This window comes from Agreia sp. VKM Ac-1783, assembly GCF_900177765.1.
In the GTDB taxonomy this organism is placed as follows: domain Bacteria; phylum Actinomycetota; class Actinomycetes; order Actinomycetales; family Microbacteriaceae; genus Agreia.
The window spans coordinates 529,700-548,018 of the sequence record NZ_FXWI01000002.1 but is presented as its reverse complement, the minus strand read 5'-3'; the positions used below and the strand labels follow the sequence as shown (position 1 = coordinate 548,018).

General features: G+C 66.5%; 17 protein-coding genes. 4 read left to right on the top strand and 13 right to left on the bottom strand.

Annotated features, from left to right (window positions below; translation table 11 throughout):
• Positions 1-2: 2 nt before the first annotated feature.
• Positions 3-581 carry a GNAT family N-acetyltransferase gene (locus CCK87_RS07635; RefSeq protein ID WP_086460818.1) on the top strand — a complete coding sequence of 193 codons (579 nt, stop codon included), beginning with the start codon at positions 3-5 and terminating at the stop codon, positions 579-581.
• Between the two features lie 5 nt (positions 582-586).
• On the opposite strand, the gene CCK87_RS07630 is transcribed toward CCK87_RS07635, so the two are convergent.
• On the bottom strand, positions 587-1,111 hold the full coding sequence (locus tag CCK87_RS07630; protein ID WP_086460817.1) for a DinB family protein: 525 nt from the start codon (positions 1,109-1,111) through the stop codon (positions 587-589).
• Between the two features lie 29 nt (positions 1,112-1,140).
• On the opposite strand from CCK87_RS07630, the gene CCK87_RS07625 reads away from it, so the two are divergent.
• Positions 1,141-2,598, top strand: a complete 1,458-nt coding sequence (locus tag CCK87_RS07625) for an amidase (RefSeq protein WP_086460816.1) — start codon at positions 1,141-1,143, stop codon at positions 2,596-2,598.
• A gap of 42 nt (positions 2,599-2,640) precedes the next feature.
• Positions 2,641-3,051, top strand: a complete 411-nt coding sequence (locus tag CCK87_RS07620; RefSeq protein WP_170927185.1) for an SIP domain-containing protein — start codon at positions 2,641-2,643, stop codon at positions 3,049-3,051.
• Positions 3,052-3,094: 43 nt separating this feature from the next.
• Here the strand turns inward: CCK87_RS07620 and CCK87_RS07615 are convergent, their stop codons facing one another.
• The 10 genes from CCK87_RS07615 to CCK87_RS07570 all read right to left on the bottom strand — a co-directional run bounded on the left by CCK87_RS07615 (position 3,095) and on the right by CCK87_RS07570 (position 15,159).
• On the bottom strand, positions 3,095-4,387 hold the full coding sequence (locus tag CCK87_RS07615) for a GNAT family N-acetyltransferase (protein WP_140162783.1): 1,293 nt from the start codon (positions 4,385-4,387) through the stop codon (positions 3,095-3,097).
• 32 nt (positions 4,388-4,419) lie between these two features.
• The gene (locus tag CCK87_RS07610; RefSeq protein WP_086460813.1) at positions 4,420-6,927 is read right to left on the bottom strand and encodes a glycosyl hydrolase family 65 protein; all 2,508 of its coding nucleotides are present in this window, start codon (positions 6,925-6,927) and stop codon (positions 4,420-4,422) included.
• Positions 6,924-7,697 (bottom strand): beta-phosphoglucomutase family hydrolase, encoded by a 774-nt coding sequence (locus tag CCK87_RS07605; protein WP_086461223.1) that lies wholly within the window; start codon positions 7,695-7,697, stop codon positions 6,924-6,926. The genes CCK87_RS07610 and CCK87_RS07605 overlap by 4 nt, the downstream gene beginning before the upstream one ends.
• Before the next feature lie 141 nt (positions 7,698-7,838).
• Positions 7,839-8,714 (bottom strand): SDR family NAD(P)-dependent oxidoreductase, encoded by an 876-nt coding sequence (locus CCK87_RS07600; RefSeq protein WP_086460812.1) that lies wholly within the window; start codon positions 8,712-8,714, stop codon positions 7,839-7,841.
• Positions 8,711-9,100, bottom strand: coding sequence for a Fe-S oxidoreductase (locus CCK87_RS07595; RefSeq protein ID WP_249273821.1), 390 nt, complete (start codon positions 9,098-9,100; stop codon positions 8,711-8,713). The genes CCK87_RS07600 and CCK87_RS07595 overlap by 4 nt, the downstream gene beginning before the upstream one ends.
• Positions 9,101-9,105: 5 nt before the next feature.
• The gene (locus CCK87_RS07590; RefSeq protein WP_086460811.1) at positions 9,106-10,557 is read right to left on the bottom strand and encodes an NAD(P)/FAD-dependent oxidoreductase; all 1,452 of its coding nucleotides are present in this window, start codon (positions 10,555-10,557) and stop codon (positions 9,106-9,108) included.
• A 14-nt stretch (positions 10,558-10,571) separates the two neighbouring features.
• Entirely contained in the window at positions 10,572-11,378 is an 807-nt protein-coding gene (locus CCK87_RS07585; RefSeq protein WP_086460810.1) for a crotonase/enoyl-CoA hydratase family protein, read from the bottom strand.
• A complete protein-coding gene (locus tag CCK87_RS07580; protein WP_086460809.1) occupies positions 11,375-12,232 on the bottom strand; it encodes an arginase family protein in 858 nt (285 codons plus the stop codon). Before CCK87_RS07580 ends, CCK87_RS07585 begins: the two co-directional genes overlap by 4 nt.
• A gap of 41 nt (positions 12,233-12,273) precedes the next feature.
• Positions 12,274-13,020 carry a PspA/IM30 family protein gene (locus CCK87_RS07575; protein WP_086460808.1) on the bottom strand — a complete coding sequence of 249 codons (747 nt, stop codon included), beginning with the start codon at positions 13,018-13,020 and terminating at the stop codon, positions 12,274-12,276.
• A 39-nt stretch (positions 13,021-13,059) separates the two neighbouring features.
• Positions 13,060-15,159, bottom strand: a complete 2,100-nt coding sequence (locus CCK87_RS07570) for a TPM domain-containing protein (RefSeq protein ID WP_170927184.1) — start codon at positions 15,157-15,159, stop codon at positions 13,060-13,062.
• A 105-nt stretch (positions 15,160-15,264) separates the two neighbouring features.
• On the opposite strand from CCK87_RS07570, the gene CCK87_RS07565 reads away from it, so the two are divergent.
• Complete coding sequence (locus tag CCK87_RS07565) at positions 15,265-16,008, top strand: gamma-glutamyl-gamma-aminobutyrate hydrolase family protein (RefSeq protein ID WP_086460806.1); 744 nt, start codon at positions 15,265-15,267, stop codon at positions 16,006-16,008.
• A 17-nt stretch (positions 16,009-16,025) separates the two neighbouring features.
• On the opposite strand, the gene CCK87_RS07560 is transcribed toward CCK87_RS07565, so the two are convergent.
• Together CCK87_RS07560 and CCK87_RS07555 are read right to left on the bottom strand one after the other, a co-directional pair.
• The gene (locus CCK87_RS07560; protein WP_086460805.1) at positions 16,026-16,472 is read right to left on the bottom strand and encodes a MarR family transcriptional regulator; all 447 of its coding nucleotides are present in this window, start codon (positions 16,470-16,472) and stop codon (positions 16,026-16,028) included.
• Between the two features lie 60 nt (positions 16,473-16,532).
• On the bottom strand, positions 16,533-18,287 hold the full coding sequence (locus CCK87_RS07555; protein ID WP_086460804.1) for a pyruvate dehydrogenase: 1,755 nt from the start codon (positions 18,285-18,287) through the stop codon (positions 16,533-16,535).
• Positions 18,288-18,319: the final 32 nt, after the last annotated feature.

Here is an 18,319-nt window from a genome sequence, read left to right as displayed (position 1 = left end):
CAATGCTTGAAGAGGAGTACCAGCCCCGCCGCAGACTGCCGCCCGCTCTGCGTCCGAAGTCGCCGCCGCCGCCGAAGTTCGAATACGTGATTCGTGACGCGACGACGCGCGACCTCCCCGATATTCGCGAGATCTACAACCACTACGTGGCGAACAGCACCGTCACCTTCGACGAGGACCCGATGTCGCTGAAGGCGTGGCGCTCTAAGTTCGCCTGGGTCGCGAAGCTCGGATTTCCCTTTCTCGTGGCGGTGTCGCCGAGCGGGAACGTTCTCGGCTTCGCCTATGTCGCCCCGTGGAAAGAGAAGGCGGCCTATCGACGTACCGTCGAGAACTCGATCTACCTCGGGCCGGCCGCCACGGGCAAAGGCCTCGGCAAGGCGCTGATGGGCGAGCTTCTGACTCGGGCGAAGGCTGCGGGCATCAAAGAGGTGCTCGCCGTGATCGCCGACCAGGGCGCAGAGGCATCGCTCAAGATGCACGAGGGCTTCGGATTCAAGGAGGTCGGTCGTCTCGGACGGGTCGGGTTCAAGTTCAATCGCTGGCTCGGAACCGTCATGCTGCAGAAGTCGCTGAAGTAGCCCGCCTACTCGCCGGTGGCGCCGTCGAGCATCTCGCGCAGGATGTCGATGTGGCCGATATGGCGTGCCGTCTCCTCGATGAGATGCACCGTGATCCACCGCAGGGTGAATCGCCCATCTCGGCCGCGACAGACCTCGTCGAGCGAGTGCCTCAGCTGCACTGCGCGTGACTCGGCGACGGCGGATACGTAGTCGGCGACGATGTCTGCGAGGGTGTCCCCGTCGGTGATCCTGAACTCGCCGTCCGGATCTTCGTCGGACCATCGGTACGAGAGATTCGACTCCCCGTCCATCACCTCGCGGAACCACGAGCGTTCGACATCGGCGAGGTGCCGAATGAGCCCCGCCACCGTGGTGAGCGAGGGCAGGAGGCGGCGCGCTGCGTCCTCATCGCTCAGTCCTGTCGCCTTGTAGACGACGGTCGCGCGCTGCAGGTCGAGAAAGCCCTCGAGGAGCTCGCGTTCGTCGCCCCGGTCGGGCGGTTGAGGGCGGTTGTCGGCGGGAAGCGTTCCGGTGCTTGTCGAGGTCACGGTCTCCAGCCTAGAACTAGGCTCGATTCATGACCGCCCCGCACGAGTTCTCGGCCCTCGACCAGTACCGCCTCCTGCAGCGAGGAGAGCTCGGCGTCGTCGAGCTGACCCAGCACTACCTCGACCGCATAGAGGCACGCAATGGCGAGCTCGGCGCGTTCTTTACCGTGACGGCCGAGCGCGCACTCGAACGGGCCCGACACGTCGAGTCGCACATTCCGCGGTCCACGCGCCTCTGGGGGATGCCGTTCGCCGACAAGGACCTGTGGAGGAGGGAGGGGGTGCGCACGACATTCGGTTCGCGCGCTTTTGCCGACTACGTGCCCGAGACGAGCGACGAGCTGCCCCGAGTCCTCGACGAAGCGGGAGGCGTCAGCCTCGGCAAGACGGCGACGCCCGAATTCGGTATGACGAGCCACAGCGAGACCGCTCTGGCGCCGGCCGCCCGCAACCCGTGGAATCTCGATCTCGGTCCGGGAGGGTCGAGCGGGGGAGCGGCTGCCGCCGTCTCGGCCGGGCTGCTCCCGTTCGCGCCGGGGTCGGACGGCGGCGGATCGATCCGCATCCCCGCAGCGGCCTGCGGTCTCGTCGGCATCAAGCCGTCTCGTGGCAGGGTGCCGGCCCTGTCAGGTATCGATGCTCTCGGCGGTCTGCCCGTGGCCGGACCGATCGCCCGCAGCATCGCAGACGCGGCCTTCCTGCTCGACGGAATGATCGGGCGCCGCGGCTCGCTGATCGACGATCACTTCGCTCTGCGTGCTCCGAGTGAGGATGACGGAGACTTTCTGGGCTACGCCATCAGGGGAGAGGGCCGCTTTCAGATCGGCGTCTGTGTCGACTCTCCGTGGTCGACATCCCACGAGATCGTCGTCGACCCCGAGATCACCGCAGTGCTCGAGGATGCCGTCACGCTGATATCCGAGCTGGGGCACGGAATCGAGGAAGTCGATCTCGCACCCGCGCCCGCATACGGCGCCGCGTTCACAACCGTGTGGCAGGCCGGTGCTGCCCAGATTCGGCTTGGTTCAGACGCAACGGTGCGGGCGAGCGATGCGGATGCCGATGGTGACGTCGAGCCGCTCACCCGCTGGCTTCGACGACGCGGCCGGGAACTGTCGGCCGTGCAGCTCGCGGAGGCACTGGCCGAGCTGTCCCGCTTCGAGCGCCGAGTCATCGGCGACTTCTCCGGATTCGATGCGATCCTCACTCCGACTCTCGCCCTGCTTCCGCGACCCATCGGGTGGTACGACGCCGTCGATCCCGAAAGCAACTTCGCTCAGCAGGTGGAGTATTCGCCGTTCACGTCGTACGTCAACGCCTCCGGGCTTCCGGCGGTCTCGCTGCCGGTCGGCATGAGTTCGGGCGGTCTCCCGATCGGCGTGCAGCTCATCGGTCGGCCAGGGGGAGAGGGCATTCTGCTCGCGCTGGCGCGTCAGATGGAACGCCGGTTGCGGTGGGATGTGCGGCATCCGCCGACCTGGGAGTGAACAGATTCTCTTCGCAGGTTAGGTATGCCTATACTAAGTCCGATGAGAGTTCTGATGACCGAGGCGGGAGCCATGCCCACGACCGCCGGGCGCGTACTGCTGGCAGGCGATTCGTCGATCATTCCCGTCATCCAGGGGCTGATAGAGACTCTTCCTGATACGGCTCGCGGGCAGATCTTCATCGAGGTCGAGACGGCACTCGACATCATTGCGCTCGAGACTCCCGAGCGCATCACCGTGAGTTGGCTGGCGCGCGATGTGCGTGCCGGTGCTCCTGGGCAGGTACTCGGTCGTGCGGTCCGAGCGTGGGTGAGTGAGATGACCACCGGCGATGTCGTCGCCGATGGGGCCGAACTCTGCGTCTGGCTCGGTGGCGAGGCCGCTCGAATCGACGATCTTCGTGCAGACCTGGCAGAACGGCTCGGCTCCAGCCGCGAGACACTCGCTCGATAGTCCGAGTCCGACGGCGTTCCGGTTCTCGAAGGCCGGCCCTCGTCTAGAACGCCGTGTTGCAGTAGACCGGCATCGCCGGGGCGAGTAGACGCTGCAGCATCGTCGCGGAGCCGGGAACGACCTCTCGCAGGGCGCCCGCTGCTGCAGCTACGCGGGCATCCGCGCCGCCGAGGTACAGGGCGCCGAGCACCCACGCATCCATCTCGATGTCGACCGAAGCCGAGCCGAGCCGCTCGAGGCGCCCCACGCCCGCTTCTACCGACAGTCTGAACGAGCCCTCGGCGAACCCGAGCGAGTCTGTCACTCGGAACGAGACCGTGCCGTCTTCGACGTAACCTCGAGTGCTGAACGCCGCAATCGGGTCGAGGATGCGAAGCCAGATTCGGTCCTCCACGGTGCTGACAGTCACCACGCGCGGGTCGACCAGAGCCCACCGCAGCGCGTCGTCGGGCATGCCAGACGAGAAGGTGACGCGCGTGGTCAGGTCGATCGATGCGAGGTAGTGCCAGAGGGACAGATAGGCATCGGGGGAGGCGGCGACGAGGTCGTTGACCTCGATCGCCGGAGGCTTCGACTCCCATCCGGTGAAGCGGTAGGTGACGTAGCCGTCGACATCGCCGGCCTCGCTGTAGTGCACGGCGGCCCGACGAGCACTGTCTTCTTCGCCCTCGTCGTTCAGCCTTCCGGAGATGCGATCGGGGTACGCGGCGTGCCGGCCGATCGAACCCGGCTGCGCGTCGTGGAAGGCGTCGAACACCGCCGTGGCGATCGCGGGGATATCGCGAGGATCGACAACGCTGCACTGGCCGGAGGGTGTCTTCGCAAGTGCGAAACGCGCGTCGGTCTCGACGGTAAGTTCGTGGATCCACGTCGCCGCACCAAATCCGAAGCGTCGGTAGATCGATGCCTCTGACGCGGTGAGCGCAGCCACCGCGAACCCCGCCCCAGCCGCGCGACTGAGATCGTCGGTCATCATGCGCCGCAGGATCCCACGCCGCCGATGTGTCGCGCGAACGGTCACCGACGAGATGAGGTGGGCGGGAATCTGGACTCCGGGGCTCACCGTGAGGGGCTTCTCGAACGAAGCGAAGGTGGCCACAGGAATATCGGAGCGCAACGAGTGCTCGGGCGACCCGGTGTCGTACACGCCCGTGAGCTGCTGACCGTCTTCGACGAGGTATCCCGCCAGGGCGGCGGCATGTGCCTGCGTCGGCCGGCGACCCAGAAAACCGAGGAAATCCGCCTCGAGCCAACCGGCGGTGGGCCCGTCGGCGGTCTCGCCATCGCGGCCTGCCGGAAAAGTACGGAGTTCGAGGGACTGTGTTGAGGTGCTCACACCCTCCACGTTAGCGCCCACCGCGCCGCGTCTCAGTCGATGGGCTCGAGCAGGCCGGCCTCCGAGGTGTCGAGCGAGATGGTCGGGAGCGACGATGTGATGACGCTTCCATCTGCCCTGAGGTTGCCCTCGACATCTGCCGCCCGGGGAGCGCCCGGCAGCCGGGGCCCCTGGTGATCCAGCCCGATGAGAACGGGCTCGCCCGCCTGCACGGTGACACGCTCACCACGAACGAAGACCGTGGCCCTGTCGCCGTCTTCGACCGTCAGCTCGACGTCTGCCTGCCGCACGTCGACCCGGACCCGAGTGTCGCGCAGGGTGATGCGGTACGTGAGCCCCTGCCATTCTTCGGGCAGACGCGGATCGATCGTGATGCGTCCGCCGTGGTCACGGAAGCCTCCGAAGCCGTAGACCAGAGCGCTCCAGACGCCACCGGTCGACGCAACGTGCACTCCGTCTGCGGTGTTGTTGTGCAGATCTGCCAGGTCGACGAAGAGGCCCGAGGTGAAGTACTTGAGCGCCAGGCTCGAATACCCGACCTCGGCCGCGATGATCGACTGCACCACGGCCGACAGCGTCGAGTCGCCCGTGGTGATCGGATCGTAGTAGTCGAAGTCGGCGCGTTTCTCGGCCGCCGTGAACTGATCGCCCTGCAACAGCAGCGCCAGAACCACGTCGGCCTGCTTCAGAACCTGGAAGCGGTAGATCACCAGCGGGTGGAAGTGCAGAAGCAGAGGGCGCTTCTCGGGCGGGGTGTGCGAGAGATCCCAGCGTTCCTTCTCGAGGAACTGGGCGTCCTGAGGGTGGATCCGCAGATTCTCGTCGAACGGAATGTGCATGGCCTCGGCGGCACGCGACCACTCGTCGATCTCCGCCTCGTCGAACTTGACCCTCGCGACCATGCGGTCGTACGCCTGCGGATCCTCTTCACGGATGCGGGTGACAGCCGCGGCGGCGGAGCGCAGATTCGATCGCGCCATGACGTTGGTGTAGAGGTTGTCGTTGACGACGGTGGTGTACTCGTCGGGCCCGGTGACGCCGTGGATGTGGAAGATGTCACCACCGTTCGCGCGCCAGAATCCCAGGTCGGCCCACATACGCGCGGTCTCGACCAGGATGTCGATCGCCTCGCGAGCCAGGAAGTCCTCATCGCCCGTTGCCGAGACGTACTGGGTGAGGGCGTGAGAGATGTCGGCATCGATGTGGTACTGCGCCGTTCCGGCGGCGTAGTACGCGCTGGATTCGAGGCCGTTGATGGTGCGCCACGGGAACAGAGCGCCGAGCTGATTGAGTTCGGTCGCACGCATGCGGGCGTGGTCGAGCATCGCGTGCCGGAAGCGGAGAGCGTTGCGTGCGGCGATCGGAGACGTGTAGGTGAGGAACGGCAGTACGTACACCTCGGTGTCCCAGAAGTAGTGGCCGCCGTAGCCCGATCCACTGACGCCCTTCGCCGAGACTCCCTGGCCGTCGGCGCGCATCGACGCCTGCGCGAGCTGGAACAGGTTCCATCGCGTGGCCTGCTGGAGAACCGGCTGGCCGGGCAGTACCACGTCGGTGCGGGCCCAGAACTCCGAGAGCCACTCGCGCTGGCGCTCGACGAAGGACTCCATTCCCTCGTCACGTGCACGGTCGAGAGTGCGATCGCAGCGGTCTGCCAGTTCGCGCGTGGGGACGCCCGACGACGTGTGGTAGCTCACCGTCTTCGTGATGCGAATCGTCTTGCCCTGGTGAGCGCGGATGCGATAAACGTGCTTGGCCAGATCGTCGCCGATCTGGGACGACTCCTCGAACTCGTTCTCGGTCTCGATCGTGTGGTCTGCCCCGCAGGCGATCGTCATGCCCGAGTTGGTACAGCGGTAGCCCAGCACGTAGCGACCATCTTCGTCGCGCTTGTAGCGCGGCTGGAGGACGCGATCGGTGAACGCCTCGGCTTTGCGGGGGTCGAAATCCTTCGACGCGGCGGTCGGTGCGTGGTACTCGTCGATGCCGTCTTGTCTGTTGAGGATCTGGCTCGAGATGACGACAGAGGCGTCGGCGTCGAGCAGGGTCACCTCGTAGTCCATGAACGCCAGATGGCGATCAGTGAAGGAGACCATGCGACGCGAGTTGATGAGTACCCGCTTGCCGGAGGGCGTACGCCATTCCAGAGAGCGGCGCAGGATGCCGTCGGCGAAGTCGAGCCGTCGCTCGTACATCGGCAGATCGGCTTCGGTCAGGACCAGCGGCTCGTCGTCGACGTAGAGCCGGATGATCTTGGCGTCGGGGGCGTTGACGATGGTCTGGCCGACCCGGGCGAAGCCGAAGGCCTCTTCGGCGTGCCTGATGGGCCAGGTCTCGTGGAACCCGTTGATGTAGGTGCCGTGCTCGTGGCCGTCGCGCCCCTCGTCGACGTTGCCGCGCAGACCGAGGTAGCCGTTGCCGATGGCGAAGAGGGTCTCGGTGCGGCCCATGTCTTTCGAGCTGAAGTCCGTTTCGACGAGTGCCCACTCGTCGAGCGGAAAACGGTTGCGGTCGAGCGGATCGCGGGAGATCAGATTCATGAGGGCTGCCCTGGTGTAGAGGTCGAAGACGAAGAAGGGGAGAGGGGAAGCAGTTCGTCGAGGTCGTCGACCACGATGTCGGCACCGCTTGCGAGAAGTTCGGGTGCGCCGGCGCCGCGGTTCACTCCGAGGACGAGACCGAATTTACCATCGCGTCCGGCCTGCACTCCCGAGTGGGCGTCCTCGACGACGACGCACTGCTGAGGCGTCAGCCCGAGCAGCTCCGCGCCGTAGGCGTAGGTCGCCGGTGACGGCTTGCCGGCCAGACCCTCCCGGGCAGCGACGAGGCCGTCGACGACCACGTCGAAACGATCGCGGATGCCCGCGGCACGCAACACGGGTTCGGCGTTGCGCGAGCTCGACACGACAGCCACCAGGATTCCCTCGTCGGTGACGGCATCGAGAAATCGCAGGGATCCCGGGTACGGTGCGACGCCGTCTGACTCGAGCGATTCGGTGAAGGCGGAGTTCTTGCGGTTGCCGAGGCCGCAGATCGTCTCGAGCTCGGGCGAGTCCTCCGGTGTGCCCTCCGGAAGGGTGATCGAGCGCGAGGCTAGAAACGATCGCACGCCGTCATAACGGGGCTTGCCGTCGATGTACGCGAAGTAGTCGGCGTCGGTATACGGCTCGTCGATGCCGCGTGAGGCGAGATACGGGGAGAAGAGGCGGGCCCATGCCGACATGTGCACGTCGGCGGTCGGTGTGAGAACTCCGTCGAGATCGAAGAGCACAGCTTTCAGCGACGTGAGTCGAGCGCGCGCATCAGTGATGGAGAGCACCGGGATCGGGGCAGAAGTCACAGGTATCCTCGGGGGGTTTCTGAGGGGAAGAAGAAAAGGGGGAAGACGTCGGGTGAAGCGGGTAACTCCGCCATAGTAGCGGCTGCATGGAAACGTTTCCGCACCGCCGGGTCAGTCCGTGACGACCTCGAGATCGACGAGTTTCTCGGATGCCGCCCAGAGCCGTTCCGCGAGGGCGTCGTCGCGCGCGGCGCCGCTCGTCCTGCCGTTCGGGACCAAGCCGTCAAAGTATGTTCCGCTGGGCACGGGATGCTCGGCGACAGACGCCAGTTCGATCAGCGGCACCGCCCCGGTCTCCGGAGTGATTCCGAGTCCACCGTTGCCGAGCGCATTGCCGAGCCGGAGCATCCACGAGTCGGCGCCGAACGAGGTCGTGACGAACCCCGGATGAAACGCGTAGGCGGCGATGCCGCTGCCCTGGGTTCTGCTCGCGAGCTCTCGCGTGCCGAGCAGCACCGCGGTCTTGGCCGAGCCGTAGGCCCGCCATCCGCCGAGCCACAGCCCCTTGCGCGAATCGAGGTCGTCGAGTCGAAGCCTGCCCCACCGATTCGCCACGCTTGCGGTCGCTATCACGGTGACCGGATGCCCCGCGGCGGCCGTTTCGCGCAGTCGCGGCAGAAGCAGGCGGGTGAGGAGGAAGGGCGCGAGATAGTTGACCTGAAAGGTCGTCTCGTGGCCGTCGGTCGTTTGGGAACGGCGTGAGAAGAGTCCGCCGGCGTTGTTCGCGAGCACGTCGATGCGGTCGAATCGCTCGAGGAGCTCGCCCGCCACGCGGCGAACGTCGGACAGCGACGCGAAGTCGGCGACGAACGGCTCGGCATTCGTGATGGATGCGGCGACGTCGCGCGTGCGGTCGGTATCGCGTCCGAGAACAGCGACCCGGGCGCCGCGACGCCCCAGCTCTTCGGCCGCGGCCCGCCCGATTCCCGAGCTGGCGCCGGTGATGACCACCGTCGCGTCGACCGTGGCGCGACCGGATCGGGTCATCGGTAGTTGCCCTTCTCCAGGCCGGCTTCGATTTCGAAGCGGTTGGTGAGGGGGTTTCGACCCGCGAGAAAGTACAACACGGGAAAGACCATGCCGTATGCCTTCCACTGGGCGCGGTGCACGGCCTCGTGTTCGAGCACGAGAGGTTTCGTGTTCGTGTCGGTGAGGTAGACCCCGCCTACGCACGATCCGCCGCGGGAGAACGACCATGTCGGCATGCCCTCGCAGACGAAGAGACCGTCGACGCGCCTCACCTTTCCGGTGCTGAGAGAGAAGCCCCAGATCAGCGCGACGGACGTGGCGTAGAGATAGCCGATGCGGGCCAGCGGGGGAGCGAGTACGACCGACTTGACTGCCCTCGTCAGGGCGCTGTCGGGTATGGCGATCGGCTTCACGCGCCGACGGGCCGTCCGTAGGTCTCGAGCAGGCGGAGCCAGATCTCGTTCATGGTCGGGTAGGCGGGAACCGCGTGCCACAGACGGTCGAGGGGAACCTCGGCGGTGACAGCGATCGTGGCCGCGTGCAGCATCTCTCCCACATCCGGGCCGACGAAGGTCACTCCCAGGATGACGCGGCGATCCTCATCGACCACCATGCGGGCCGTGCCCTTGTACCCGTCGGCGTGCACACTCGCGCCGGCTACATTGCCGATCTCGTAGTCGACGACACGGGTGCGGTAGCCGGCCTTCTCCGCGGCGGCCGCGGTCAGTCCGACCGACGCGACCTCGGGGTCGCTGAACGTCACCTGAGGAACGGCCTGATGGTCGGCCGTGGCGACGTGAGCGCCCCACGGCTCGTCGAGCACCTCGCGACCTCGGGCACGAGCGGCGATCACGTCGCCGGCGGCCCGAGCCTGGTACTTACCCTGGTGGGTCAGGAGAGCACGGTGGTTGACGTCGCCCGTGGCGTAGAGCCACCCTCCGTCGAACGGTTCACCGTTGTCGTCGACGACGCGCAGGGTGTCGTCGACCCTCAACCATTCGCCCGGTGTGAGCCCGATGGTCTCGAGTCCGAGGTCTTCGGTGCGGGGCGTGCGCCCGGTGGCCACGAGGAGCTCGTCGGCTATCACGGTCGATCCGTCGTCGAGATGAACGACGACGTCGCCGCTCGCGAGTCGGTCTACCGATGCCGGTGAGGTGTGCAGGCGCAGAGTCACTCCGAGATCCGTGAGCGAGGCGCCGACGAGCTCACCGGCGAACGGCTCCATGGCCTCGAGGATTCCGCCGCGAGCAATGAGCATGACGGCCGAGCCGAGAGAGGCGTACGCCGTGGCCATCTCGACCGCGACGACGCCGCCGCCGATGATCGAGAGCCGAGGCGGGATCGCCTGCGCGCTCGTCGCTTCACGGCTGGTCCATGGACAAGCCTCCGCCAGACCCGGAACATTCGGGAGCAGCGCGGCTGAGCCGGTGGAGACGGTGATCGCGTGTTTCGCCGAGTACCTGGTGGTCGTACCGTCGGCACCCGTCACCTCGATCTGCCGGGGGCCGACGAAGCGCGCGTACCCGCGGATGAGATCGATGCCCGCGCTGGCGACCCAGTCGGCCTGGCTCTCGTCATTCCAGTCTTTCGTGAACGAGTTGCGCCGCTTCAGTACCGCCGCAACATCGAGGTCGCCGGTCACCGCCTCCTTCGCGCCTTCGACCGACCGGGCTGCCCGCAGCACCGATCCGCTTCGGAGCAGAGCCTTGGACGGCATGCACGCCCAGTAGCTGCACTCGCCCCCGACGAGTTCGCTCTCGACCAACGCGGTTCGCAGGCCGCCCTGCACCGCGCGGTCTGCGACGTTCTCGCCGATGGCGCCGGCCCCGATGACGATGAGGTCGTATTCGGTCGTGGTCATGATGGTGTCCTTCGTCAGTGGCCGGTGAACTGAGCCGTCGTGCGGGCGGCGAATGCCTCGAGACCGATTCGCGCGTCGTCGCTCGAGGCGAGGCGAACGAGAGCGGGTTGGAGTTCGGCCTCGGCCGCCGCATCGCCCGCGCGCACGGCGAGTCTGGCGTTGGCGAGCGCTGCCTGCACGGCGAGCGGCGCCTGGGCCGCGACGCGCTCGGCCAGCTCGAGTGCACGGTCGAACTGCGTTCCATCGGGAACGGTCTCTTGAACCAGGCCGATCCGGAGCGCCTCGGCCGCGTCGAACATGTCGCCCGTCAGAATCCAGCGCATGGCGTTCCCCCATCCCACGGCGCGAGGAAAGCGCAGGGTGGCGCCACCGAAGGGCAGGATGCCGCGGCTCACCTCGAGCTGCCCGAAGCGCGTCGATTCCGCCGCGACGACGATATCGCTGGCGAGCATCAATTCGATCCCGAGGGTGAGACAGATTCCCTGCACGGCCATCACGACCGGCTTCCTGAGGCTGCGCCCGGAGACCTGCCACGGATTGATGCCGTCGGCATCGACGTAGTCGATGCCCGATTCCGTGATGCGCGGGCCGATGTCGGCGAGGTCGAGTCCGGCGGTGAAGTGGTCACCGGCGGCGTGCACGAGTCCTACACGCAACTCGGGATCGGAGTCGAGTTCGCCGTACGCAGCGGAGAGCTGTTGCAGCATCGAGAAGTCGGCCGCATTGCGCTTGTCGGGCCTGTGAAGCTGAATCAGCAGAACGTGCCCACGGCGCTCGGTCACGATCCGGATCTCGTCTGGTCTGCCGTCGGATTCGGTCATGGCGTGCTCTCTTCTGATCTCACCACGGGGCGGGTGAGTGCCGAGATGATACGGAGGATGCTGGGCAGATCGTCGGACGCCGATTCCGGCGCCGATGGAGCGAATTCCGTGATGCCGGCGCCGACGAGCGAGAAACGGGCGCGGATCGCAGAGATCGCCTGCACGAGCTGCTGCACGGTCAGTCCGAACGGTTCGGGATAGCCGACGCCGTCGATCTCCGCAGGATCGATGACGTCGAGATCGACGTGGATGTATACGGAACGCGCTCCCGTCTCAGCGATCGCCTCGACCACGGCCTCGGGTCGTTGAAGCTGCTCGACCGAGACGACTCGAAGGCCCGCAGCATCGATATAGGCAGCCTCGTCGTCGTCGAGCGATCGTGTGCCGGCGAGCACCACTCGGGTGCTCTGCAGGACAGTGGCAGGCACAAGCGCCTCGGGACCATCACCGAGCAGACTCCGCAGCACCATTCCGTGGAACGCGTGAGATGGCGAGGTCTCGGGCGAGTTGAGATCGCCGTGAGCGTCGAACCAGACGACCGCGACAGATTCGCCAGACGACTCGAGGGCGTGCGGGATAGCTCCCAACTCGACGGCGCAATCTCCGCCGATCGTCACGACCGGCCCGACAGTGGACGCGAGCACTCGTCGTTGATTCGCGAGCACCGACTGGATGGCCGTGTAGCGGAGGACGCCGGTACCCTGCGACTCGCCTGCACCGACGGGTACGTCGACGACTCTGGTCGCTGCGGCGGGCAGATCGCCCTGGATGGCCGACGCCCCGTCGACCAGGCGCATAGCCCTCGACGAACCGGAGCCCTGCCACTGGGGCACGATCACGAAAGTAGCTGGCACCTGCTCAGTCTTCCACGGTCTTCGGGACGTCGGACCGGATGCTATTCGACCGGCGCGTCGATCGGCCGTGCCGGCTGGTTCTTCGCTTTCAGCTGCGCGAGACGGGCGTCGACTTCGGTGAGTTCCCCGAGATCGTCGAGGCTCTCGAACTGGGCATCGAGGCTCGAGGCAGTGAGCTCCTCTTGACCGCGCACTTTTGCCTCTTCGCGTCGGATCTTGTCCTCGAACCGACCGAGGTCGCTCGTGGGGTCGAGGAGGTCGATGCTCTTCAGCGCATCCTGCACGGTGCTCTGCGCCTCCACGGTCTTGGCGCGCGCCGCGAGCTCGTCACGCTTGCGCGTGAGCTGGCCGAGCTTCTCTTTCATGGCGTTGAGGCCGGCCTTGAGCTTCTCGACCACCTCGGTCTGCGATGCGATCGACGGCTCCGCGTCGGTCGCCTCCTTCTCGCTCTGTAGCTGACGCGTCAGAGCCACCTTGGCGAGGGCGTCGAACTTGTCGGCATCGAGGGTGTTGCCGGCGACACGGAGCTCGTCGCCTTTCTGGCTCGCGGCGAGAGCCTTGCGACCCCAGTCTTCTGCCGTCTTCACATCTTCGCGGTGATCGTCTTCGAGCAGCCGCAGGTTGCCGATGGTCTGCGCGATGGCGCTCTCGGCATCGGCGATGTTGTCGCTGTAGTCACGAACGAGCTGATCGAGCATCAACTGGGGATCTTCGGCCTGATCGATCAGAGCGTTGATATTCGCCTTAGCAAGCTGCGTGATGCGACCGATGATGGACTGCTTTGCCATTGTCTTCTCCTTGGGTTGTGACCGTGGATCGTGCGTGTACTAGAAACGCCCGCCGCCGCCGCGACGCCCGCCCGACCGTGATGACGATGAACTCCGACGGGAGCCTGAAGACCGCGAAGATCTCGACGAACCGGAGGAACGTGAACTTCCACCCCAGCTCGACGATCCTCCGAACAAGCCCCCAGAGTACGAGCGCCGCGACGAGCCGCCGCCCGAGAACAGGCCCCCGAGAAGGCCGCCGAGCGCGGCGGAATCCTGGTTGTCGTCTGGCCAGCCCTGGCTCGAGGGTGCGCTGTAGGCGTCGACGTCGCTGTGGGCGGACTGATCGGCGGCCTGCGCGAAGCTGTTCGCCTGCGTCGCGGAGGCCAGTGCCCGTTCCGGGTCGGTCGTCTGCAGGCTCTGAGCCTCGGTGAGGAGCCGCTCGGCTTCGGCTATGCGCGTGCGGGCGTCGACGCTGACGGCCCCGCGGCGCGTGACGACATACTCCTTGACCGCAGAGATGGTGCCGGATGCGGCGGCGAGAGTTCTCGAGAGCTGCTCCTGTACGCGCGCCAGCCGTTGTGCCTGCTCGCGCTCGGCGGCGAGCGCGGCGTCTAGCGGCGCATTCGCCAGCTGGAGCGTCTGCAGCGCGGCGATGGGGTCGGAGGGGCCGGAGGCCTGTGCATGGGCGACGGTCGCCTCGACCTGAGCGATCAACGGACCCAGCTCCGCGCTGCGGGCTGCTCCCTGAGGAGTCGACAGCAGTGCTCGCGCCTCGGTCGTGTCACTGGATGCTTCGCTGACCGCTGTTGCCAGCGCGGCGACGGCGTTCTGCAACGCGGTCGTCAAGGTGTCGATCGCTGAGAGGAGGACTCCGGCCTGTGCGACCGCGGCCTGCGCGCGTTGGATGCTCACGGCCGCCTCGCTCGCGCGACCCCCGGCGATGAGACCGGGTACGGCACGGGCCGTGGCATCGGCGTAGGACAGGAGTTTCTCGGCTTGAGAGGGGTTGTCGCTGACCGTCGCGAGCGCCTGTGGCGCGAACCGCGTGTTGAGAGACGCGAGGGCGGCGGTTCCTCTCGGCGCGTTCGCTCGGGTCGCCGCTACGCCCGATGCGATGGCGTCGAGCGCGGGCTGCGGATTCTTCTCGAGCTCGCGCAGCGCGGCGAACGCCTCCGCCTGGGCGTCGAGCTCGGCGTCGGCACTCGTGCAGAGCTCGATGATCCTCAGTGACCATGCCCTCCTGTCCTCCGCGCTGTCGGGGCTGCTGTCGTCGAGGCGCTGCTTGAGCGCGAAACTCTCACGCACCTTCTGCTTGGCGCTGTCCACGGTCTGGACGAATGTCGCGGTCGCGTCATCGCCGAACTGAGCGATCGCGAATCCCAGTTCCTGTTCGCTGCTCGAGACCGCGTCATCGAGTTCGACGAGGAGCCTCCCGACCTCTCGGTCGAGATCCTTCTGGTTCGGGCCCGTCTCGCCCGAACGAACCGCGGCAGCGGATGCTGTCCTGCGTCGGCGCAGGAAGACGATTCCGACGACGGCTGCAACGATGACGACCGTGCCGCCGAGAACCCAGGTCAGGGCGGTCGGGCCCCCGCCACGGACGGTCGGTTTCGCATCACCCGGAGTGATCACGGGAGCGGAGACGACGTCTCCTCGGAGCAGATCGCCCAGACCGGTCGCTGCGTTCACAGCGGCTCCCGCCCAGTCGTTCTGGCGCAACGACGGCTCGATCGAGGACGCTTCCAGCTGCGCAAGTTGAGCGTCGCTCAGGGCGAAATCGGGATCGACGGAGACCTGGTAGAGGCGATCGTCTGTGGCAACAGCAAGCAGCACATCGTTGACGCCGAGATCGTTCTTGATGGCCGTGTCATCCGCCCACGCCTGCCTGTCGTCGGCGCCCGTGAAGTCGTCGACGTAGACCACAAAGAGGTTGACACCCTCTTGTCTCGACAACTCGTCGAGCGCATTCTGCACTTCGGCCGCGCGAGGGCCGAGTACGCCCGTGCGGTCGACGATATACGCACCGTCGAAGTCGACGGGGTCGGTCGCTGCGGCCGACAGGGGCGCTTGGATGGCGAGCAGAGCGAAGAGCAGTCCGATCCCGGCGAGGAGGCCGGATCGGAGGCGGAAGAATCGTCGGCGATCGCTACTGGACATCGCAGGCAGTCTAGAACAGCGACGTGTCTCGGCGGTATCGACTCTGTGTGTCGCTTCGTTACGAACGCGCTGGGGTGCGTGCCTCGGAATCACCATGATGGATGCATGCTCACCCGCACCGAGAAGCGACTCAGCGTCGTCGAGGTAACCCGGTACCGCCCCCGCGACGTCGAGTATCACGCCTACGTCGAGGTGCTCAACTCTCGCGCCGTGCGCGCTGCCGAGGATGCGGGCTGGCTCGTCAATCGCGTAGCCGCCGCCGATGTCGGAACGGCATCGCTGCTCTCTCTCACCGATGCGAGCGACGCCATCATGCTCATGGGTGGCGAAGACATCTCGCCTCGGTTCTACGGCGGAGAAGGGGATTACCCCTTCGAGAGCCAGCACTTCGAGACCGCCGACGAGGGTCAGATCTCGCTCGTTCACCGAGCGCTCCGCCGGGGAACGCCCCTTCTCGGCATCTGCCGTGGCCTCCAGATCATCAACGTCGCTCTCGGCGGAGACATCGTGCAAGACCTCGGCACCGAGACCATCCACAAGAACCTCGGCGCCCCCATTCGAGACATCATGGCTGCTCACACCGTGGCCCTCGACTCCTCGAGCAGACTCTCTGCAGATCTCGGCGTCAGCGAGATTCTCGTGCAGAGCGCCCACCACCAGGCAGTCTCACGGCTAGGCGAGGGCCTGGTCGCGATCGGCACGGCCCCGGACGGCGTCGTCGAAGCGGTCGAGCATGTCGACGCGCGGATCACGGGGGTGCAGTTCCACCCCGAGGACCCGAGCGCTCCGGCGGGGCAGCTCGCCGAACTGGTGGCCCGCCTCAGTGTTCGGGAGCGCGCACTGGCCTGAGAGTCGAAGCGGTCGTCTCAGTCGCTCGACCGCGTTGCTGCGGCGATGATCGCCGTCAGCGACGCCTGCATCGACTGAAGCTCCGCGATGGGCATGCCGAGCTGTTCGATCATCGTCTGCGGGATGCTCTCGGCCTGCGCCCGCAGCGCCCGGCCGGCCTCGGTGAGGGTCACATCGAGGCGGCGCTCGTCGGCCGCGCTGCGCCGTCGATCGATGAGACCGGATGCCTCCAACCGCTTGAGCAGGGGCGAGAGAGTCGCGGGTTCCAGCTGAAGCGCTGCTCCGAGCTCTTTCACCGACCTCGGGTCCTGCTGCCAGAGCGCGAGCATCACGAGGTATTGCGGGTGCGTCAGACCGAGTGGCTCGAGAACGGGCCGATAGAGCCCGATCACGCTGCGCGATGCTACGGCCAGGGCGAAGCACACCTGATTCTCGAGCGCGAGCACGTCGACGTCCTGCGGCATGCACGCTTCCCTTCGCCCGTGCGATGCGCACGAATCAATAGGGCACTAAGTATAAGAGGCTCAGAGCCCCGGAACGTGTTTGATGTTCGAGCGCGCCATCCGAACGGCCTCGCCGACGCCGCCGTTCAGAACGAGCTTCGACAAAGCCAGTCCGAATCCGGTGACCTGCTTTACCGTGATGTTCGGTGGCAGCGACAGCGCGAGCGGATCGGTGGCGATGTCGACCAGCGCCGGGCCGTCGTGGGCGAACGCCTCGCTGAGGGCCCCGCGCAGATCCTGGGGATCGTCGACGCGACGGGAGAAGAAGCCGAGCGCAGCGGCGACGGCGGCGTAGTCGACGCCGGGCACATCCACGCCGAAGTCGGGGTAGCCGTCGACGAACATCTCGAGCTTCACGAGGCCGAGGGTGGAGTTGTTGAACACGACCACCTTGACGGGAAGCTTGTATGCGGCGATGGTCACCAACTCGCCGAGCAGCATCGACAGGCCCCCGTCACCCGAGATGGTGACGACCTGACGACCCGGATAAGCAGACTGGGCTCCGATGGCCTGGGGGACGGCGTTGGCCATCGAGCCGTGCAGGTACGACCCGATCAGCCGGCGGCGCCCGTTGGGAGTGATGTAGCGCGCCTGCCAGACGTTGCCCATGCCGGTGTCGGCTGCGACGATGGCGTCGTCCGACAACAGCTCGTCGAGCACGGTGACGGCGAATTCGGGGTGGATCGGCATGGTCTTGTCGACGTCGGTGTACTTTCCCACGACGGAGTCGAGCAACCTGTGGTGCCGCTTGAGGGTCTTCTCGAGGAAGCTCCGGTCTCGCTCGCCCCGGATCAGCGGAGTCAGGGCGGCCAGGGTCGACGCGACGTCACCGTGGATGGCATGCGTCACGCTCGCGCGCCGACCCAGGTGCGACGCGTCGGCATCGATCTGTGCGATCTGCACCTTGGTTCCGTCGGGCAGGAACGGCTCGTACGGAAAATCGGTGCCGAGCAGGATGAGCAGCTCTGCATCGTGCATTCCAGCGTGTGCTGCGCCATAGCCGAGAAGACCCGTCATGCCGACGTCGAAGGGGTTGTCGTACTGAATCCACTGCTTGCCGCGTAGCGTGTGACCCACGGGGGCGGCGAGCAGATCGGCGAAGGCGACGACCTCGTCGTGCGAGCCCTCGACACCCGCGCCCGCGAAGATGGCCACGGTTTTTGCTTCATTGATCGCGCTGGCCAATTCAGCGATGTCGTTCGCGTCGGGCACGATCGCGGGAGGCCGGGGGAGAACGAATGCCGGGGCCGAGCCGACGGCATCCAATTCGGCGATATCGCCGGGCAGTGTGACGACGGCCACGCCGCCGAGTCCTGTCGCGTGCCGGATGGCGGAGTTCACGACGCGCGGCGCCTGAACGGCCGTCGAGATCAGCTCGCGATAATTCGAGCACTCGACGAACAGACGGTCGGGGTGGGTCTCTTGAAAGTAGGAGCTGCCGATCTCGATGCTCGGAATGTGACTTGCGATCGCAAGAACGGGCGCGCCCGATCGGTGGGCGTCGAACAGGCCGTTGATGAGGTGCAGGTTTCCCGGGCCGCAACTGCCGGCACACACCGCGAGCTTGCCTGTGAGCTGCGCCTCGGCTCCGGCGGCGAACGCCGCAGCCTCCTCGTTGCGCACGTGGATCCAGTCGATGCCTCCCTTGGCCGATCCTCCGGTACGGCGAACAGCGTCGACCACCGGATTGAGGCTGTCTCCGACGATGCCGTAAATGCGGTGGACTCCCGCGTCGACGAGTTGTGCGATGAGCTGATCTGCAACGGTTTTAGCCATGGCTCCAGTTAACCCCGCTGCGGCGCAGCCAG

Coding starts and splice junctions, on each gene's coding strand:
- CCK87_RS07635 (WP_086460818.1), top strand. CDS start 3: ATGCTTGAAGAGGAGTACCAGCCCCGCCGCAGACTGCCGCCCGCTCTG.
- CCK87_RS07625 (WP_086460816.1), top strand. CDS start 1,141: ATGACCGCCCCGCACGAGTTCTCGGCCCTCGACCAGTACCGCCTCCTG.
- CCK87_RS07620 (WP_170927185.1), top strand. CDS start 2,641: ATGAGAGTTCTGATGACCGAGGCGGGAGCCATGCCCACGACCGCCGGG.
- CCK87_RS07610 (WP_086460813.1), bottom strand. CDS start 6,927: ATGAATCTGATCTCCCGCGATCCGCTCGACCGCAACCGTTTTCCGCTC.
- CCK87_RS07600 (WP_086460812.1), bottom strand. CDS start 8,714: ATGACCCGATCCGGTCGCGCCACGGTCGACGCGACGGTGGTCATCACC.
- CCK87_RS07590 (WP_086460811.1), bottom strand. CDS start 10,557: ATGACCACGACCGAATACGACCTCATCGTCATCGGGGCCGGCGCCATC.
- CCK87_RS07585 (WP_086460810.1), bottom strand. CDS start 11,378: ATGACCGAATCCGACGGCAGACCAGACGAGATCCGGATCGTGACCGAG.
- CCK87_RS07575 (WP_086460808.1), bottom strand. CDS start 13,020: ATGGCAAAGCAGTCCATCATCGGTCGCATCACGCAGCTTGCTAAGGCG.
- CCK87_RS07570 (WP_170927184.1), bottom strand. CDS start 15,159: ATGTCCAGTAGCGATCGCCGACGATTCTTCCGCCTCCGATCCGGCCTC.
- CCK87_RS07565 (WP_086460806.1), top strand. CDS start 15,265: ATGCTCACCCGCACCGAGAAGCGACTCAGCGTCGTCGAGGTAACCCGG.
- CCK87_RS07560 (WP_086460805.1), bottom strand. CDS start 16,472: ATGCCGCAGGACGTCGACGTGCTCGCGCTCGAGAATCAGGTGTGCTTC.
- CCK87_RS07555 (WP_086460804.1), bottom strand. CDS start 18,287: ATGGCTAAAACCGTTGCAGATCAGCTCATCGCACAACTCGTCGACGCG.